The organism is Deinococcus aquaedulcis (assembly GCF_019693445.1).
Classification (GTDB): domain Bacteria; phylum Deinococcota; class Deinococci; order Deinococcales; family Deinococcaceae; genus Deinococcus; species Deinococcus aquaedulcis.
In genome coordinates this window covers 359,716-374,166 of record NZ_JAHRBL010000002.1, presented here as the reverse complement: position 1 = coordinate 374,166, position 14,451 = coordinate 359,716, and the positions used below count along the sequence as shown (strand labels likewise).

Annotated in this window: 18 protein-coding genes; 10 read left to right on the top strand and 8 right to left on the bottom strand. The window is 70.8% G+C overall.

Annotated elements, in window-relative coordinates:
* Nucleotides 1–120: 120 nt before the first annotated feature.
* A complete protein-coding gene (locus KMW22_RS04750) occupies nt 121–939 on the bottom strand; it encodes a PIG-L deacetylase family protein (RefSeq protein WP_221088874.1) in 819 nt (272 codons plus the stop codon).
* 198 nt (nt 940–1,137) lie between these two features.
* Entirely contained in the window at nt 1,138–1,368 is a 231-nt protein-coding gene (locus KMW22_RS04745) for a hypothetical protein (RefSeq protein WP_221088873.1), read from the bottom strand.
* A gap of 47 nt (nt 1,369–1,415) precedes the next feature.
* On the opposite strand from KMW22_RS04745, the gene KMW22_RS04740 reads away from it, so the two are divergent.
* From KMW22_RS04740 to KMW22_RS04710, 7 genes are all read left to right on the top strand, one after another.
* Nucleotides 1,416–2,021, top strand: a complete 606-nt coding sequence (locus KMW22_RS04740; protein WP_221088872.1) for a ParA family protein — start codon at nt 1,416–1,418, stop codon at nt 2,019–2,021.
* Between the two features lie 14 nt (nt 2,022–2,035).
* On the top strand, nt 2,036–2,266 hold the full coding sequence (locus KMW22_RS04735; RefSeq protein WP_221088871.1) for a hypothetical protein: 231 nt from the start codon (nt 2,036–2,038) through the stop codon (nt 2,264–2,266).
* Nucleotides 2,245–2,763 carry a hypothetical protein gene (locus KMW22_RS04730; protein WP_221088870.1) on the top strand — a complete coding sequence of 173 codons (519 nt, stop codon included), beginning with the start codon at nt 2,245–2,247 and terminating at the stop codon, nt 2,761–2,763. Before KMW22_RS04735 ends, KMW22_RS04730 begins: the two co-directional genes overlap by 22 nt.
* Entirely contained in the window at nt 2,760–3,665 is a 906-nt protein-coding gene (gluQRS, locus tag KMW22_RS04725; RefSeq protein WP_221088869.1) for a tRNA glutamyl-Q(34) synthetase GluQRS, read from the top strand. The genes KMW22_RS04730 and gluQRS overlap by 4 nt, the downstream gene beginning before the upstream one ends.
* 34 nt (nt 3,666–3,699) lie before the next feature.
* A complete protein-coding gene (trpB, locus tag KMW22_RS04720; protein ID WP_221088868.1) occupies nt 3,700–4,971 on the top strand; it encodes a tryptophan synthase subunit beta in 1,272 nt (423 codons plus the stop codon).
* Nucleotides 4,968–5,771, top strand: a complete 804-nt coding sequence (gene trpA / locus KMW22_RS04715) for a tryptophan synthase subunit alpha (protein ID WP_221088867.1) — start codon at nt 4,968–4,970, stop codon at nt 5,769–5,771. Before trpB ends, trpA begins: the two co-directional genes overlap by 4 nt.
* Before the next feature lie 162 nt (nt 5,772–5,933).
* A complete protein-coding gene (locus KMW22_RS04710) occupies nt 5,934–7,733 on the top strand; it encodes a GGDEF domain-containing protein (RefSeq protein WP_221088866.1) in 1,800 nt (599 codons plus the stop codon).
* Nucleotides 7,734–7,745: 12 nt separating this feature from the next.
* Here the strand turns inward: KMW22_RS04710 and KMW22_RS04705 are convergent, their stop codons facing one another.
* The 6 genes from KMW22_RS04705 to KMW22_RS04680 all read right to left on the bottom strand — a co-directional run bounded on the left by KMW22_RS04705 (nt 7,746) and on the right by KMW22_RS04680 (nt 12,647).
* Entirely contained in the window at nt 7,746–8,696 is a 951-nt protein-coding gene (locus KMW22_RS04705; RefSeq protein ID WP_221088925.1) for a class I SAM-dependent methyltransferase, read from the bottom strand.
* A 109-nt stretch (nt 8,697–8,805) separates the two neighbouring features.
* Entirely contained in the window at nt 8,806–9,729 is a 924-nt protein-coding gene (locus KMW22_RS04700; RefSeq protein ID WP_221088865.1) for a phospho-N-acetylmuramoyl-pentapeptide-transferase, read from the bottom strand.
* Between the two features lie 190 nt (nt 9,730–9,919).
* The gene (locus tag KMW22_RS04695; RefSeq protein ID WP_221088864.1) at nt 9,920–10,693 is read right to left on the bottom strand and encodes a hypothetical protein; all 774 of its coding nucleotides are present in this window, start codon (nt 10,691–10,693) and stop codon (nt 9,920–9,922) included.
* A gap of 130 nt (nt 10,694–10,823) precedes the next feature.
* Nucleotides 10,824–11,276: a hypothetical protein gene (locus tag KMW22_RS04690; protein ID WP_221088863.1), complete on the bottom strand. Its 453-nt coding sequence runs from the start codon at nt 11,274–11,276 to the stop codon at nt 10,824–10,826.
* A gap of 46 nt (nt 11,277–11,322) precedes the next feature.
* A complete protein-coding gene (locus KMW22_RS04685; RefSeq protein ID WP_221088862.1) occupies nt 11,323–11,955 on the bottom strand; it encodes a GNAT family N-acetyltransferase in 633 nt (210 codons plus the stop codon).
* A gap of 251 nt (nt 11,956–12,206) precedes the next feature.
* On the bottom strand, nt 12,207–12,647 hold the full coding sequence (locus KMW22_RS04680; protein ID WP_221088861.1) for a 23S rRNA (pseudouridine(1915)-N(3))-methyltransferase RlmH: 441 nt from the start codon (nt 12,645–12,647) through the stop codon (nt 12,207–12,209).
* A gap of 203 nt (nt 12,648–12,850) precedes the next feature.
* Between KMW22_RS04680 and KMW22_RS04675 the strand changes: the two genes are divergently transcribed.
* The 3 genes from KMW22_RS04675 to rsmI are packed head-to-tail and all read left to right on the top strand — an operon-like array spanning nt 12,851 to nt 14,431.
* Nucleotides 12,851–13,279, top strand: coding sequence for a hypothetical protein (locus KMW22_RS04675; protein WP_221088860.1), 429 nt, complete (start codon nt 12,851–12,853; stop codon nt 13,277–13,279).
* Nucleotides 13,276–13,509 (top strand): hypothetical protein, encoded by a 234-nt coding sequence (locus KMW22_RS04670; RefSeq protein WP_221088859.1) that lies wholly within the window; start codon nt 13,276–13,278, stop codon nt 13,507–13,509. Before KMW22_RS04675 ends, KMW22_RS04670 begins: the two co-directional genes overlap by 4 nt.
* Nucleotides 13,502–14,431, top strand: coding sequence for a 16S rRNA (cytidine(1402)-2'-O)-methyltransferase (gene rsmI / locus KMW22_RS04665; RefSeq protein WP_221088858.1), 930 nt, complete (start codon nt 13,502–13,504; stop codon nt 14,429–14,431). Before KMW22_RS04670 ends, rsmI begins: the two co-directional genes overlap by 8 nt.
* Nucleotides 14,432–14,451 lie beyond the last annotated feature (20 nt).

Here is a 14,451-nt window from a genome sequence, read left to right as displayed (position 1 = left end):
CGGTTGTCTGCTCTTCGCTGGACCAGTGCGAGAGCGTCAATGTGAGGGCCTGCTGCGCCGGATCAAACTGGAAGACATGGATGAAAGAGAAGCGTTGCTCCAGACGGGCAGGCCACGCCGTCACTGCAGATGCTCGAACCCCGCAAGGCCGTCAAACAGCCCACACAGAGGGAACTGGGGAATGGCCGTGCGGGTGCCGCCCAGGCTGAAGCGTTCGTGGCCCAGCAGCATCGCCTCCATGGCCTGCCGCTCCTCGGCGCTCATCTGGCCCATCACACTCTGTTCGCCCGTCTGGGTGCCGTGGGCCTTTAAGGCGGCCCGCTTGTTCTCGGCGTAGGCGGCCACATCAATCTGCACGGCCACCGTGCCTTCCGACACGCCGTACACCTGGGGGTCCAGGCCCTCGCCCATGCGCGACAGGTTCTGCGCCGCCTGCACGGTCAGCGCGGTGTAGTACAGCCGCTGCGGCCCGCCGCCCGGCAGATGCCCGGTGCTGAAGAACGCGGCGCTGGCGGCCCGGTGAATCTGCAGGTGGTCAATGTGCCCGTAGCCCCCGTGCGGGTCAAAGGTCACCATCACCTGAGGCTGAAGGTCGGCAATCAGGTCGCGCAGCTTCGGCTCGACCTTCAGGGGGTCCACATTCATCAGGGCGCGGGGGTCGTCGTGGCGGGTGCGTTCGTATCGGCCGGAATCGTGGTAATCCAGAAAGACCGGCGGCTCAATCTCCAGCGCCTCGCAGGCCCGGCGCAGTTCCTGTTCGCGCTGGGCGCCCAGGTCGTCCACCGTCATGCCGGGCACGGTGATCTTGCCCGCTTCGCCCCGGGTGGCGCAGGCCAGCACCACCCGTACCCCCTGGCGCGCGTAGTGGGTCAGCGTGCCGCCCACGCTGAAGGCTTCGTCGTCGGGGTGGGCAAATACGGCCAGCAGGGTGGGGTTCATCGCGCCCCAGTGTAGAGCGCCCGCACGCCGAGCAGAGGGGGCGGCCACGTGAACGCGCCCCTGGGCAGACCCGTGCCAGCACCTTGCGCCCCTGCACCACCTTGCGGTCACTGCTGCTGGGTCGGCCGCAGCCAGGCCCGCCTCGGCCTGGACGCTGGCGCGGACGGCGCTGCGTGAACGTCTGCTCGCCTTCCCAGGTCAGCCTTCGCCGGCCTCGGCGGCCAGGCGCTGTCCCCGCTCGTAAAAGTCCCAGCAGGCCGCCGGCCACGTGCGCAGAATCAGGCGGCGGTTCTGGGCGTCGGCCGCCTCCAGGGCCTCGCCCAGCGCGCGGTAAAAGCGGCTGCCCTGCTCCTGCATGGCCCGGGCGGTCCAGTAGACCGGGGCCTGTTCCAGTTCCTGTTGCTGCGGCGGGGTGAGCGGGTGGGTCACCGCGCCATGATGCCGCGCTGGCAGGGCCTCTGGTACGCTGGGGCGGCATGAAGGTCGTGGCGATCACCTCGGAAAAGGGCGGCGTGGGCAAAAGCACCCTGGCGGTTCACCTTGCGGGCGCCGCGCACGCCCAGGGCCTGACGCCGCTGCTGGTGGACGAGGACGGCCGCGTGGGCAGCAGCCTGCGCTGGGCGCGGCGTGCGGGCGCCCTGCCGTTCGAGGTGGTGGAAGCCGACGACGTGCGCCCCAAGAAGCTTGCCCGCTACGACCTGCTGCTGCTGGACACCGAGGGCCGCCCCAAGCGCAAGGAACTGCGCCAACTGGCCGGGCGCGCCGACCTGCTGCTGGTGCCCAGCGGCGTGAGCGCCCTGGAACTGGACGCCACCCGCGAACTGCTGGACTTTCTGCACGAGGAAGGCGCGGCGCGCAAGACCCGCGTGGTCCTGACCCGGGTGCCGCCCGTGGGCCACGCCGCCGAGGAGGCCCGCGAGGACCTGCGCGAGGCGGGCCTGACCGTCTGCAACACCGTGGTGCGCCAGTACGCCGCCTTTCAACGCGCCGCCGAGGCCGGGGTGCTGGTGCGCGACGTGCCCGGCGAGCGTTCCGCCAGCGCCTGGAGCGACGTCTTGCGGCTGGCCCAGGAACTCTGGTAAGGGCGGGCACGCACGTGGGCCGGTTTGACTATCTGAAAGAGGGCCAGAAGGCGGGCAAGGGCCGCAAGGTGACCCCCGAACCCGACGGGCGCCGCACCCAGGTGGCCGGCGAGCCGCTGGAACCCGTGTACCTGCGCCGCGAAACTGTGCGCGCGGTGTGGAAACAGGTGAAAAAGGACGGCGGCGAGAGTGTCAGCGAGCTGGTGGAAGACCTGCTGCTGGCGTGGCTCCGGGCCCGCAAGTGAAGGGCGGGGCCGCGCGCGCCGGCCGCCTGCTGGGGGTGCTGGCCGCCCTGTGGGTCACCGTCCCCGGGGTGCTGCACCCCCTGAACCCAGGCTGGCTCTCGGGCGTGAACCTCATTTTCCACGAGGCCGGGCATATGCTGCTCATGTTCGCTGGAGAAACCCCCATGCTGCTGGGCGGCAGCCTGCTGCAGCTACTGGTGCCGGGCGCCTGCGTGGCCGCCTTTCTGTGGCGCGGCGACCGCTTTGCGGCCGGCCTGACCACCCTGTGGCTGGCGCACTCGCTGTCGGGAGTGGCCGCCTACATCCGCGACGCCCCCAGGCGTGACCTCCCGCTGATCACTGGCGACCCCGACACCCATGACTGGTGGCAGCTACTGGGCGGGTGGAACGCGCTGGACGCCGCCGATCCCCTGGGGCGCTTCGTGCTGTTTCTGGCGTATGCGGCGGTGGTGGGCGGCGTGCTGCTGGCCCTGTGGGACGAGGTGGCGGCCCCATGAGCGTGGTGGGCCGCTTTGCCCCCAGCCCCACCGGGGCCATGCATCTGGGCAACGCCCGCACCGCGCTGCTGGCGTGGCTGCACACCCGCGCGCACGGGGGGCGCCACCTCCTGCGCTTTGAAGACCTGGACACCGGCCGCGTGCGCCCCTGGGCCTACGACCTCACCCGCCGCGACCTGGAGTGGCTGGGCCTGGACTGGGACGAGGAGGCTATTCAATCCGCCCGACTTCCTCTGTACGGGGCGGCGCTGGCCCGGCTGGACACCTACCCCTGCACCTGCACCCGTAAGGAGGTGCAGGCGGCCATTCAGGCGAGTGCTGGCGCGCCCCACGGCACGGAGCCCGTTTACCCGGGGAGGTGCCGCGCGGGCACCGCGCACCCTGGCCGCCCCGCCGCGCGGCGCTGGCGCGTGCCGGACGAGGTGGTCTGCGCCCACGACGCCCTGAACCACCAGACCCTGTGCCAGCACCTGCCGGGCGAGGTGGGCGACCTCGTGCTGCAGCGCAACGACGGCGTTTTCGCCTATCACCTCGCCGTGGTGGTGGACGACGCCGAGGCCGGCGTGACCGATGTGGTGCGCGGCGCCGACCTGTGGACCGCCACGCCCCGGCAGGTGGCGCTGGGGCGCGCCCTGGGACTGCCCACGCCCCGCTACCTGCACGTGCCGCTGCTGCATGACTACCGGGGCGAGCGGCTGGCCAAACGCGGCGGCGCCCCGCCCCTGTCGGCCTTGCGGGAAGGGGGCGAGACCCCGGGCCGCGTGCGTGCCGAACTGGCCCGCAGCCTGGGCTGGACCGTGCCCGCCGAGGTCAGCCTGGACGAGCTGCTGCCCCTGTGGCGTGCCGCGCTGGCAAAGGTGGCCTTCTCCACAAACTTAGATGACCTGTCTAAGTTGCCCTAACGCCCGTTCGCCCGTCCCCACCTACCCTGGGGCCATGCCCCTGACGCTCCCCACCTACCCCCAGCCGGACGCGCGCGGGCGCTTCGGCCGTTTTGGCGGGCGGTATGTGCCCGAAACGCTGATTCCGGCGCTCGACGAGCTGGAAATGGCCTATGCGGCGGCCAAGACCGACCCGGCCTTCCTGAACGAACTGGACCGCCTGCTGCGTGAATTCGTGGGCCGCCCCAGCGGCCTGTATCTTGCCCAGCGCCTCACCGAATATGCCGGCGGCGCCAAGATTTACCTCAAGCGCGAGGACCAGAACTACACGGGCGCCCACAAGATCAACAACTGTCTGGCCCAGGCCCTGCTGGCCGTGCGCATGGGCAAAAAACGCGTGATTGCCGAAACCGGCGCCGGGCAGCATGGCGTGGCCAGCGCCACCGCCGCCGCCCTGCTGGGCCTCTCGTGCGTGGTGTATATGGGCGCCGAGGACATTCGCCGTCAGGCACTGAACGTCTTTCGCATGAAGCTGCTGGGCGCCGAAGTTCGTGAAGTGACCTCCGGCACCGCCACCCTCAAGGACGCCACCAACGAGGCCATTCGCGACTGGGTCACCAACGTGCGCGACACCTTTTACATCCTGGGCAGCGTGGTGGGCCCGCACCCCTACCCGGCGATGGTGCGCGACTTTCAGGCCGTGATTGGCGAAGAGGTCAAAGTGCAGCACCAGGCCCTGGAAGGCCGCCCAGCGCCCGACGCCATCGTGGCCTGCGTGGGCGGCGGCAGCAACGCCATCGGCATCTTTGCGCCCTTTGCCTACCTGCCCGAGGAAGAGCGGCCTCTCCTGATTGGCACCGAGGCCGCTGGGGAAGGCGTGGACTCCGGGCGCCACGCCGCCAGCGTGGCCGGCGGGCGCATCGGCGTGCTGCACGGCGCCATGATGTACCTGCTCAATGACGACGAGGGCCAGATCGTGCCGCCGCATTCGGTGAGCGCGGGCCTGGATTACCCCGGTATCGGCCCCGAGCACTGCCTGTACGCCCAGACCGGCACGGCGCAGTACGTGCCCGTCACGGACGCCCAGGCCCTGGACGCCCTGCAGCTGCTGACCCGCCTAGAAGGCATCATCCCCGCGCTGGAAAGCGCCCACGCCATTCACCACGCGGTCGAACTGGCCCGCACCATGCGCCCGGACCAGACCATAGTGGTCAACCTCTCGGGCCGGGGCGACAAGGACGTGGCCGAGGTGATGCGCCTGCTCAGTTTGCAGGACCCGGCGGGAGAGACACCGGGCCAACTGCGGTCCCCGGAGGTCCTCGCATGACCACCCTGGCCCCCACGCGCGGCGCCGCGCGCCTACATGCCGCCTTTGAGCAAGCCCGGCAGGAGGGCCGCGCCGCCTTCATTCCCTACATGACGGCCGGCTATCCCACTGCCGCCGGTTTCCCCGCCCTGGCACAGACGCTGCTGGCCCACGCCGACATTCTCGAAGTGGGCATTCCCTACAGCGACCCCCTGGGCGACGGTCCCACCATCCAGCGCGCCAGCGAGCAAGCTCTGGCGGGCGGCACCAGCACCCGGCACTCGCTGCAACTCGTGGCTGGGCTCCGGGAACACACGGACAAACCCATCGTGGTCATGACCTACGTGAACCCCATCTACGCCGTGGGCCCGCGCGAGTTCATGCGGCTGGCCCAGCGCGCCGGCGTGGACGGCCTGATTCTGCCCGACCTGCCTCCCGATCAGGACCTGGAAATCGCTGATTTGGCCGCCGAGCATGGCCTGGCTGTCACCTTCCTGATTGCGCCCACCAGCACCCCGGCGCGTGTGGCCCTGGTGGCGCAGGCCTGCACCGGCTTTCTGTACGCGGTGAGCGTGACCGGCGTGACCGGCGCCCGCGAAGGCGCGGCCCTGGGCGAGGTGCCTGCCATGCTGGCCCTGGCGCAGCAGCACGCCCGCGTGCCGGTCGCCGTGGGCTTTGGGGTGAAAGACGCCGCCACCGCCCGGCAGGTGGCCGAGGTGGCCGACGGCGTGGTGGTGGGCAGCGCCTTTATTACTGCTGCCGCGAACGGTCAGGATGTGGACGCCCTGGCTGCCAGCATCCGTGCGGGCTGCGTGCGCTAACGTGCGGTAAAACGGGGCCGGGGGTGGCCCGCTGGGCTCAGCTGACTGGGCTCAGCTGAAGCGGCCGCGCTGTCAGCCGCCCGTGAGAGGGCCCTGCCTACACTGCCCCCAGGCAGTACGGGCGCGCGGGCTCATCCGCCGCGCGGCCCCCGGAGGACGCCCATGCACGACGCCGCAGCCGGGCCGCTGACCGCCCCCGAGCGTATAGACGACCTGAACCGCCGCTCCGCCCAGCTGGTCTTTCAGCACCCCCGCGAAGCCCTGGCCCTCAGCGAGGAAGCGCTGGCCCTGGCCCGCGCCGGGGCAGATCAGCCCCGTATGGCGCGCAGCGCGCTGCGTCTGGGCGCGGCGGCCTCGGTGGCAGGCGACGACGAACGCGCCGCGCGCCTGCTGGCCGAGGCGCTGGCGCTGTTTCGGGCGGTGGGCGACCCCCAGGGCGAGGCAGGCGCCTGCCTGAGCCTGTCCACCGTCCATCGCAACCTGGGCCGCCTGATTGACGGCCTACATCACGCCCTGCAGGGCCTGGACATCGCGCGGCGCGAGGGCCTGCTGCGGCTTCAGGGCGCCTGCCTGAGCAACGTGGGCCTGATCCACACCGATCTGGGCGACCACCAGAAGGCCCTGGAAGCCTTTCTGGCGGCCCTGCCCCTGGCGCGCGCCGCTGATGCCCCGGCCGACGAGGCCATGTGCCTGACCAACCTGGGCGACGTGTGCCAGCAGGCCGGCGACGCCGCCCAGGCCCTGACGCACTACGGGGCAGCGCTGGAAATCGTGCGCCGCCTGGGCCACACCCACCACGAACTGGACGCGCTGTGCGGCCTGGGGCAGGCGCACGTGAAACTGGAGCAGGCCGAAGAGGCTCTGAGCCTGCTGCGCGGCGCGCTGGACGTGGCCCAGGCCCGGGGCGACCACAAGTGCGACGCCCGGCTGCTGCTGGGTCTGGGGGACGCCTACCAGCAACTGGGACAGCCCGAGGACGCCCTGCGCGCCTACCGGCAGGCCCGCACCCTGGCCGCCGAGGCCCGCGCCGCCCACGAGGAGTCGCGTGCCCTGCGCTGGCTGGGGGCCCTGCACCTGAAGCGGCGCGAATCGGCCCAGGCCCTCGACGCCCTGGAAGAGGGACTGGCCCTGGCCCAGGGCTGCCGGGCCCAGCGCGACGAGCAGGAGATCCACGCCCTGCTCAGCGAAACCCACCGCCAACGCGGGGCCTACCGCGCCGCCCTGCAGCATTACCAGCGCTATCACCAGCTGGAACGCGAGCTGGACAACCTGCAGGCCCTGCACCGCACCCAGGCCCTGCTGCTGCAGGTGGACCTGGATCAGGCCCGCCACGCCGCCGAGGCCCAGCGCCAGATCAACGCCCGCCTGACCGAACTGAACCAGGAACTCGCGGCGGCCAACGAACAGAAGGCCGAGTTGCTTGCCCGCTTGCAGACCCAGGCCGAGCACCTCGTGCGGCTCTCGCAGGAAGACGCCCTGACCGGCCTGTCCAACCGGCGCCACTTCAACGAGTGCCTGGACGCCGAGGTGCAGCGTGCCCTGCGCTACGGCCGCCCCCTGAGCGTGGTGCTGCTGGACATTGACCACTTCAAGGCGGTGAACGACACCTACTCGCATCAGGTGGGTGACCTCGTGCTGCGCGAATTGGCCGGGCTGCTGCGCGCCAGCTGCCGCCAGATGGACACCGTGGCCCGCTTTGGCGGTGAGGAATTCGTGTTGCTGCTGCCCGAAACCGGCGGGCCCGCTGCCCAGACGATGTGCGAGCGCCTGCGCCAGGCGGTGCAGAACCACGACTGGGGCGGGCTGCACCCCGGCCTGCGCCTCACGGTTAGCCTGGGGGTGGCGTCGTACTGCACCCTGGGCGCCGCCCAGCTGCTGGCCCTGGCCGACGCCGAGCTGTACCGCGCCAAGGGCGCCGGCCGCAACCGGGTCAGTCTGGCAAGTGAGCCTGGGTGCGAGTAGGCTGGGCCTCTATCAGCGCCCCTGGTCCAGTGTCCACACCTGCACCTTCAGGTGCCCGGCGCCCGGATAATCCTCGCCCGCACCAAAGCTGCCTTGCAACTCAGCCCGCCGTTCCTGCTCGTGCAGGCCGCTCTGCACCATGCGCTCCAGTTGCGGGCCAGAGACCCCAGCGTGGTTCAGTAGCGCCAGCACCTGCCCCCCCGGCGCTGTGACCCGGGCCGCCAGCCCGGCCAGCCGGGCGTAATCGCGCTCGGCCCGCCACACACCACTCTTGCCCCGCGCAAAGCTGGGTGGGTCCAGCACCACCAGATCAAAGCGGTCGCCCCGGCGCTCCAGGCGAGCGAGCCACTCGAACACGTCGCCGTACAGGAAATCCTGGTCCGGCGCGCTCAGGCCGCTCTGGGCGTAGTTGGCCTGCCCCCAGGCCAGCACCTTGCGCGACAGGTCCACGTTTTTCACCGCCGCTGCCCCGCCCAGCGCGGCACTGAGGCCAAACCCACAGGTGTAGGCAAAGGTGTTCAGCACCCGCCGCCCCGCGCTGTGGGCCCGCACCCAGGCGCGGGCCGGGCGGGCATCGGTAAACAGGCCGGTGCTCAGGTCGGCACCGGGGCGGATCAGGAAGGGCACGCCGGCTTCGGTCGCCACCAGTTCTGGCAGGGACCCACCCCACACCGGCTCTGGCGGCGAGAGCTGCTCGCGGGCCACGTTCGCCACGTGCCGCGCCTCTGGGGGGCGGCGCTTGAGGTACACCCCCTGCAGACCGGCCGCCTCGCCCCAGGCCGCCGCCAGGCCGTGCTCCTGGGTCGCCGTCAGCGGCACGTACAGGCTCAGAATGCCGGCCCGGCCCGCCACGTCCACCGTGTACATGCCCCCCGTTTCGGTCAGGTGCGCGGCGCGGTACAGCGTGGTGCCCTGCGCGCTCAGGTGGGCGCGGCGCGTCAGCAGGGCGGCGGGGTCGGGCAGTCGGCTCACGCGCCCGAGTGTACGCGCAGAAGCAGGCACAGGCGAAGCCACACAGAAACAGGGGAGAGGCGGCGCGCGCCCCTCCCCCCGTTGCCAGCCTTGGGCGCCGCTATGGCCGCCCGCCCAGCAGCCACCACACGCCCGCTGTGGCCACCGCCGTGATCACCCAGAACCGCATGGTGACGTGCGTTTCGGGCCAGCCGATATCCTTGTGCTCAAAGTGGTGCTGAATGGGCGCCATCTTGAACACCCGCTTGCCGCGCAGCTTGAACGACGCCACCTGAATCACCACGCTCAGCACCGCCACCACCGGAATGATGGCCGCCAGCGGCAGCAGCCACACGTCGGCGTGCAGCACGTAGGCCCCCGCCGCAATCGCCCCGATGGCGTGGCTGCCCATGTCGCCCATGAACACGCGCGCCGGGTGGGCGTTGAACCAGAGGAAGCCCAGCAGCGCCGCTGCCAGCAGGGCGCTGATGGGCGAGAGCCCCAGCAGCGGCAGCAGCACGATGATGGCAATGCCCGACAGCAGCCCGTCCAGGCCATCGGCAAAGTTAAAGGCGTTCACGCTGCCCACCATCACCAGGGTCAGCAGGACCACGTCCCCCACCCGGCCCAGGCCCGGCACCAGTTCGTGCGAGGCCAGCGGCGCGGCGAAGTAAGCGAACAGCGCCGCCACCAGAAACTGCAGCGGGAACTTCTCGCGCGCCAGCAGCTCGCTTTTGCCGCTGCCCTTCATGCGTGAGCGGATTTTCAGCAGGTCGTCGGCCCCGCCGATCAGGCCCATGCCCAGGGCGGTGAGCATGATGATCAGTTCGCGGCTGTCGCCGCCCTGCCCGCTCAGGTACAGCGGCACGAACACCAGCAGCATGGCCACCACGAAGGGCACGCCGCCTGCCGTGGGCGTGCCGTCCTTGATCAGGTGGGTCTGCGGCCCGTCAGCGCGCACGCGCTGGCCCCAGTCGCGCGCCTTGCTGACCCGCACGAACAGCCCCACCAGAAACCACGACAGCAGCGCCGTCACGACCATCATGGCCACACCGCCTGAATTCCACGCACAGTCTGCATCTCAACCGGGGAGCCTACCACGCGCCCTGAGGGCGGAACCCAGCGCCGCCGAAGTGGGGGCTCCTCCAGTGGCTGAGGGGCGAACGAAGTGCAGGGTTTCAAACGACAGCGGCGGCCGGGCGGCGAGAGGGGCTAGATCAAGCCACCAGCACCCTTTACTCCTCCAGGGCCTGGGCGGCGGCCCGGATGGCGCGGCTCATGGCTGGCGGCACGCTTTCGTGGGCCTCCAGATGCGCCAGCAGGGCCAGCGCCGCCTGCGGGGTGCCCGCGTACCCCGGTGCAAAGGCCGGTAACTGCGTCGCCAACCCAGGGGCGCGCGCCTCCACCCGCCGCTCGGGGCTGAAGGGATCTGCGCCGGCCGTCGGCAGGGCGCCGCGTGCCGCCGCCAGCGCCAGCACATGCCCCAGCGCGTAGCCCTGCACAAAGGTCATGGCGCTCAGCCGCTCGCCGCGCCCGTAGCGGCCCAGGCCCACCAGCAGATTGGTCAGCGCCTCGCCCAGATGGTGGGCGTGCGTCTCGGCCGTGTGTGTGGGCAGCGGCGCGGGCGGCACTGCAGGCAGGCCCGGAAAGTCCGGGGCCGCCCAGACCACCCGCGCACTCATCAGCGGCAGTTCGGGTAGGCGGGACCCCTCAAAGGCCGCAAATTCCGCATAGATGCCATCCTCAAACAGCACCTTGGCGCCGTCTGAGGTATTGCGAAACGTAAAGGTCAGGGGCGCGGCTTGCGCCAGCCACGCACCGTCCAGAAACCGGCCCACCTCGCCTGTGCGGGCGATCACAAAAAAGTCGAGGTCAGACCACCGGTCCAGCCGCTGCAGTTCACGGCCCACCGAACCCAGGCCCAATAGGGCCAGCGCGTGGCCGGAATTGGCCACCACCCCGGCAATGGCATTCAGGCGGGTCAGCAGGGTTTCGGGCGCAGTGGGCACGCCTTTGTTCTACCGCGTGCGAGCGGCCAGTGCCGTCACAACAGGGCGCGGGGATTTCCTCCCTGCCCCAGGGGAGAACGAAGTGATGGGCCGCACAGGCCCGTGGCACCAATAGAACAGGCCGCCGCCCTCAGTTCGCCAGATAGCGGATAAAGTCGCGCATCTCGTTCACGCAGGCCTCCGCGCCGTCGGCCGCGCTGCTGCCGGTCACCGTGCGCAGCAGGCCGCTGTCACTGAGGAACAGCTGGCTGACCCGGTAACTGGTGCCGCCTTCCTTGAAATCGTAGGCGGCCAGCACGCTCCAGCGGCCCGCGCGGTCCACCGGCTGGGTGACCACGTTGCGCATGGTGCGCCCCAGGCTGCCCTGCAGTTTCAGGGCAAAGGCCCGCGCCTCATCCGGGCTGGCAAAGGCTGGAAAGGCCTGCCCGTGGCGTTCTTCGCGCATCAGGCAGTTGCCACTGGCGTCGGTCCAGTAGTTGGCGTCGCCGCCCACCGGGGTCCAGCCGGGCATGGGCACAATCAGGGCGTGGGCGCTGGGCACACTCAGCGCGGCGAGGGCAGCGGCAAGCAAGGGGCGGCGCATCAGGGGCCAAGCTACCAGACCTCTGATGACAATCTTGAATCTTTTCTCATGGAAGAGGCTGTGCCGCCCGCCCCAGAAGGTCGTCCAGTCGCTGATCCAGCGCCGACCGCACCGCAGGCCACTCGGCCGCCAGGATGCTGAACATCACGCTGTCGCGCGCATGGCCGTCCGGCCGCACCTGATACGCCCGCAGCACCCCTTCCTGCACCGCGCCCAGCCGCCGCATGGCCCGCAGGCTGCGCTCGTTGCGCGCGTCTACCTTGAAGTGCACCCGCCCTGCGCCCAGCGCCTCAAAAGACCGCGCCAGCAGCAGACGCTTGGCTTCCGGGTTCACGGCGGTGCCCTGCGCGGCGGGCAGCAGCATGGTGCCAATTTCCACCCAGCGGTCCTCTGCGCGCACCTCGCTGTAGCTGATGCGCCCCACCACCGGCCCATCCCCAAGGCGCACGGCAAAGTTCACCCGGCGCGGCAGGGCGTTCAGCCGCTCAATGTAGTCGGCCCAGGCCGGCACCGTCTGCGCTGTGGGCCCGCCGCGCGCCAGAAAACGGATGGTGTCTTCGGTGGCCCCCGCGTGCAGGTCGGCGGCATGTTCGGGGCGCAGAGCTTCGAGGGTCACGGCCCGCCCGCGCAGGGTGGGGGCGCGCAGCCACTCGGCCGAAGGGGCAGGCAGATCAGGCATCTTGCCGCCCAGCGTAGCCCAGGGGGTTCAGGGCACAGGGCCGGCCGGCATTGTGGTGTCTAGGGGCGCTCCGGGTCCGGCACGCGGGCTTCGGTGTGCTGGGGCTGGTCTGGCTTCCTGGCCTCCCTAAGCCACCACACCACCAACCAGAGGCCAACCAGCGGACCGCTTGCGGCGAGCAGCAGCACGAGAAGTTCAAGTGGACCCAGTGCAGGCATGTAGGCACGACGCGCGTCTCCAGGAAGAGGTTCCTAGCCCCGGTGGTACGGCTCACCCGCGCTGATGGTCCCGGCGCGGTACAGGGCTTCGAGCAGCACCACCATCGCCAGATCGTGCGGCAGGGTCAGCTGCCCCAAACTCCACAGGCGGGCCGCCCCGGCACGCAACTCATCGGTGTGGCCGTCCGGGCCGCCCACGGCAAAGGCCAGCTCGCCCACGCCAGAGACCGCCTGCGCGTCCAGAAAGGCACTCAGACCTTCAGAAGTAAACTGCGCGCCGCGTGGGTCTAGCAGCACCAGCGGCGCCCGCCCCGCCGCGCGGCGCACCGCTTCGCTTTCCTGCGCCTGGGTGCGGGCAGACACCCGCGTGATCTGCACGCGGTGAAAGCGCCGCAGCCGCTTTTCGTACTCGTCCCACCCGGCCCGCGCATAGGCCAGTTTGGGTTCGCCAACGGTAATCAGGTGCAGGCGCACGCGGGGCAGCTTACGGCATTTGGCAGGGACTCGCAGGGCCCCGTGACAGGCCCTGCCCTTTCACCCGCGCCGGTCCTGAAAGCCCGCTGCGCCCAGATCAAGACCCTTTCACCTGCGTCTGAACGGGTCTTGACCTCTGCTGCCGGGCCCGCCCGCTACACTGGGCCCATGCCAGCCTTGACCCTTTGCCCCGCAGGTGGGGCATGAACTACGCGGCCACGCTGGCGGTGCTGGTGGTGCTGGCCTTCAGCTTTCCGCTGACCGTGCAACTTGGCGCGCGCATTGGCGTGCCCGAGGCCGTCACGCTCTCGGTGCTGGGGGCGGCCCTGATTTTCAGTCTCGCCACCTTTCTGGTGCGCTGGCAGGTCAACCGGCACCGCGCGCATCTGGCGCGGCTGGATACAGCGCGGGCGCAGGTGGCCGCCGAACCGGACAATCCCCGCGCGTATTTTGTGGGGGGCGAGCATCTGGGCGCGCTGCTGCTGCGCCTGGACCGCCGCCGGGAAGCGGCCGAGGTGATTGACCGCTACGCCCGGCTGGGCGGCGCGCGGGAAAGCGAGATCGTGGCGCTGCGCGAAGCGCAATCGGCGGCCGAACGCCGGGTGCGCCGCGCGCAGGGGAGGGACACATGAAAGCGTACAAAGGCGTCGTGGAAAACGGCGTGGTGGTGATTATCGGCGGCCGTCTGCCCGAGGGCGCGGTCGTGACGGTGACGGTGGGCGAAGGCGAACTGCTGCGCGCCCGAATTACCAATGTGCTCAAGCGGCCCCGCAAGGTGCGCGTGCGCCTGAAGCCCACCCCCGGGCTGGCGGCCACGGCGGCAGGGCCCCTGCACGCCGCCCTGCCGGGGGCCGATGACTGAGCCGGTAAATGGGCCGCTGGATGAGCCGCTAGACGAAGGCGCCTGGACCGAGCCAGACCACGCCCCGGCGCCGGCCCACGACCAGAGCGGCGCCCGGGTCTGGCTGGTGCCCACCCCCGTCGGCAATCTGGGCGACATTACCCTGCGGGCCCTGGAGGTGCTGCGCGCCGCCGACGCCGTGGCCTGCGAGGACACCCGCCGCACAGGCGCGCTGCTGACCCACCTGGGCATCCGCAAACCCCTGGTGCGCCTGGACGCCCACACCATGAACCGCGCGCCGCAGGTGCTGGAGCGCCACCCCCGCCTGGCCTACGTGAGCGACGCCGGCACCCCCGGCATCAGCGATCCCGGCGCCGAACTGGTGCAGGCCGCGCTGGCGGCCGACGTGCCAGTGGAGGTGCTGCCCGGCCCCACCGCGCTGGTGCCCGCGCTGGTGCTCTCAGGGCTGCCAGCCGGACGCTTTGCCTTTGAAGGCTTCCTGCCCCGGGCGGGCCGCGACCGCCGCGAGCGCCTTGCGGCGGTGGCCGCCCGCGAAGAAACCTCGGTGCTGTACGAGAGTCCCCACCGTCTGCACGACACCCTGCAAGACCTCGCCGCCGCCTGCGGCGAGACGCGCCCCGCCAGCGTGACCCGCGAACTCAGCAAGCGCTTTGAGGAAACCGCGCGCGGCACCCTGGCCGAACTGGCCGCCCACTTCGAGGGCGGCGTGCGCGGTGAGATTGTGGTGGTGGTGGCCGGCCGCGCCCCGGCCGAGGCGGCGCCCAGCACCGACTTCGCTGCCCTGGCCCAGACCCTGGCAGAAGCCGGCCACAGCGTGAGGGATATACGTGAGCAGTTGCAGCGCCAGGGTTTGCGTAAGAATGACGCTTACACCTTGGCGCTTCAGGCCACCGGAAGCGCTTCCGACCGTTCCACCGACTGAAGTTCCTGCCCTGGCGGCAC

What these genes read in the sequence shown, in the direction of transcription:
- trpA (WP_221088867.1), top strand. Translation starts at nt 4,968, where the DNA reads ATGACCACCCTGGCCCCCACGCGCGGCGCCGCGCGCCTACATGCCGCC.
- gluQRS (WP_221088869.1), top strand. Translation starts at nt 2,760, where the DNA reads ATGAGCGTGGTGGGCCGCTTTGCCCCCAGCCCCACCGGGGCCATGCAT.
- KMW22_RS04675 (WP_221088860.1), top strand. Translation starts at nt 12,851, where the DNA reads ATGAACTACGCGGCCACGCTGGCGGTGCTGGTGGTGCTGGCCTTCAGC.
- KMW22_RS04710 (WP_221088866.1), top strand. Translation starts at nt 5,934, where the DNA reads ATGCACGACGCCGCAGCCGGGCCGCTGACCGCCCCCGAGCGTATAGAC.
- trpB (WP_221088868.1), top strand. Translation starts at nt 3,700, where the DNA reads ATGCCCCTGACGCTCCCCACCTACCCCCAGCCGGACGCGCGCGGGCGC.
- KMW22_RS04740 (WP_221088872.1), top strand. Translation starts at nt 1,416, where the DNA reads ATGAAGGTCGTGGCGATCACCTCGGAAAAGGGCGGCGTGGGCAAAAGC.
- KMW22_RS04750 (WP_221088874.1), bottom strand. Translation starts at nt 939, where the DNA reads ATGAACCCCACCCTGCTGGCCGTATTTGCCCACCCCGACGACGAAGCC.
- KMW22_RS04700 (WP_221088865.1), bottom strand. Translation starts at nt 9,729, where the DNA reads ATGATGGTCGTGACGGCGCTGCTGTCGTGGTTTCTGGTGGGGCTGTTC.
- rsmI (WP_221088858.1), top strand. Translation starts at nt 13,502, where the DNA reads ATGACTGAGCCGGTAAATGGGCCGCTGGATGAGCCGCTAGACGAAGGC.
- KMW22_RS04685 (WP_221088862.1), bottom strand. Translation starts at nt 11,955, where the DNA reads ATGCCTGATCTGCCTGCCCCTTCGGCCGAGTGGCTGCGCGCCCCCACC.
- KMW22_RS04670 (WP_221088859.1), top strand. Translation starts at nt 13,276, where the DNA reads ATGAAAGCGTACAAAGGCGTCGTGGAAAACGGCGTGGTGGTGATTATC.
- KMW22_RS04690 (WP_221088863.1), bottom strand. Translation starts at nt 11,276, where the DNA reads ATGCGCCGCCCCTTGCTTGCCGCTGCCCTCGCCGCGCTGAGTGTGCCC.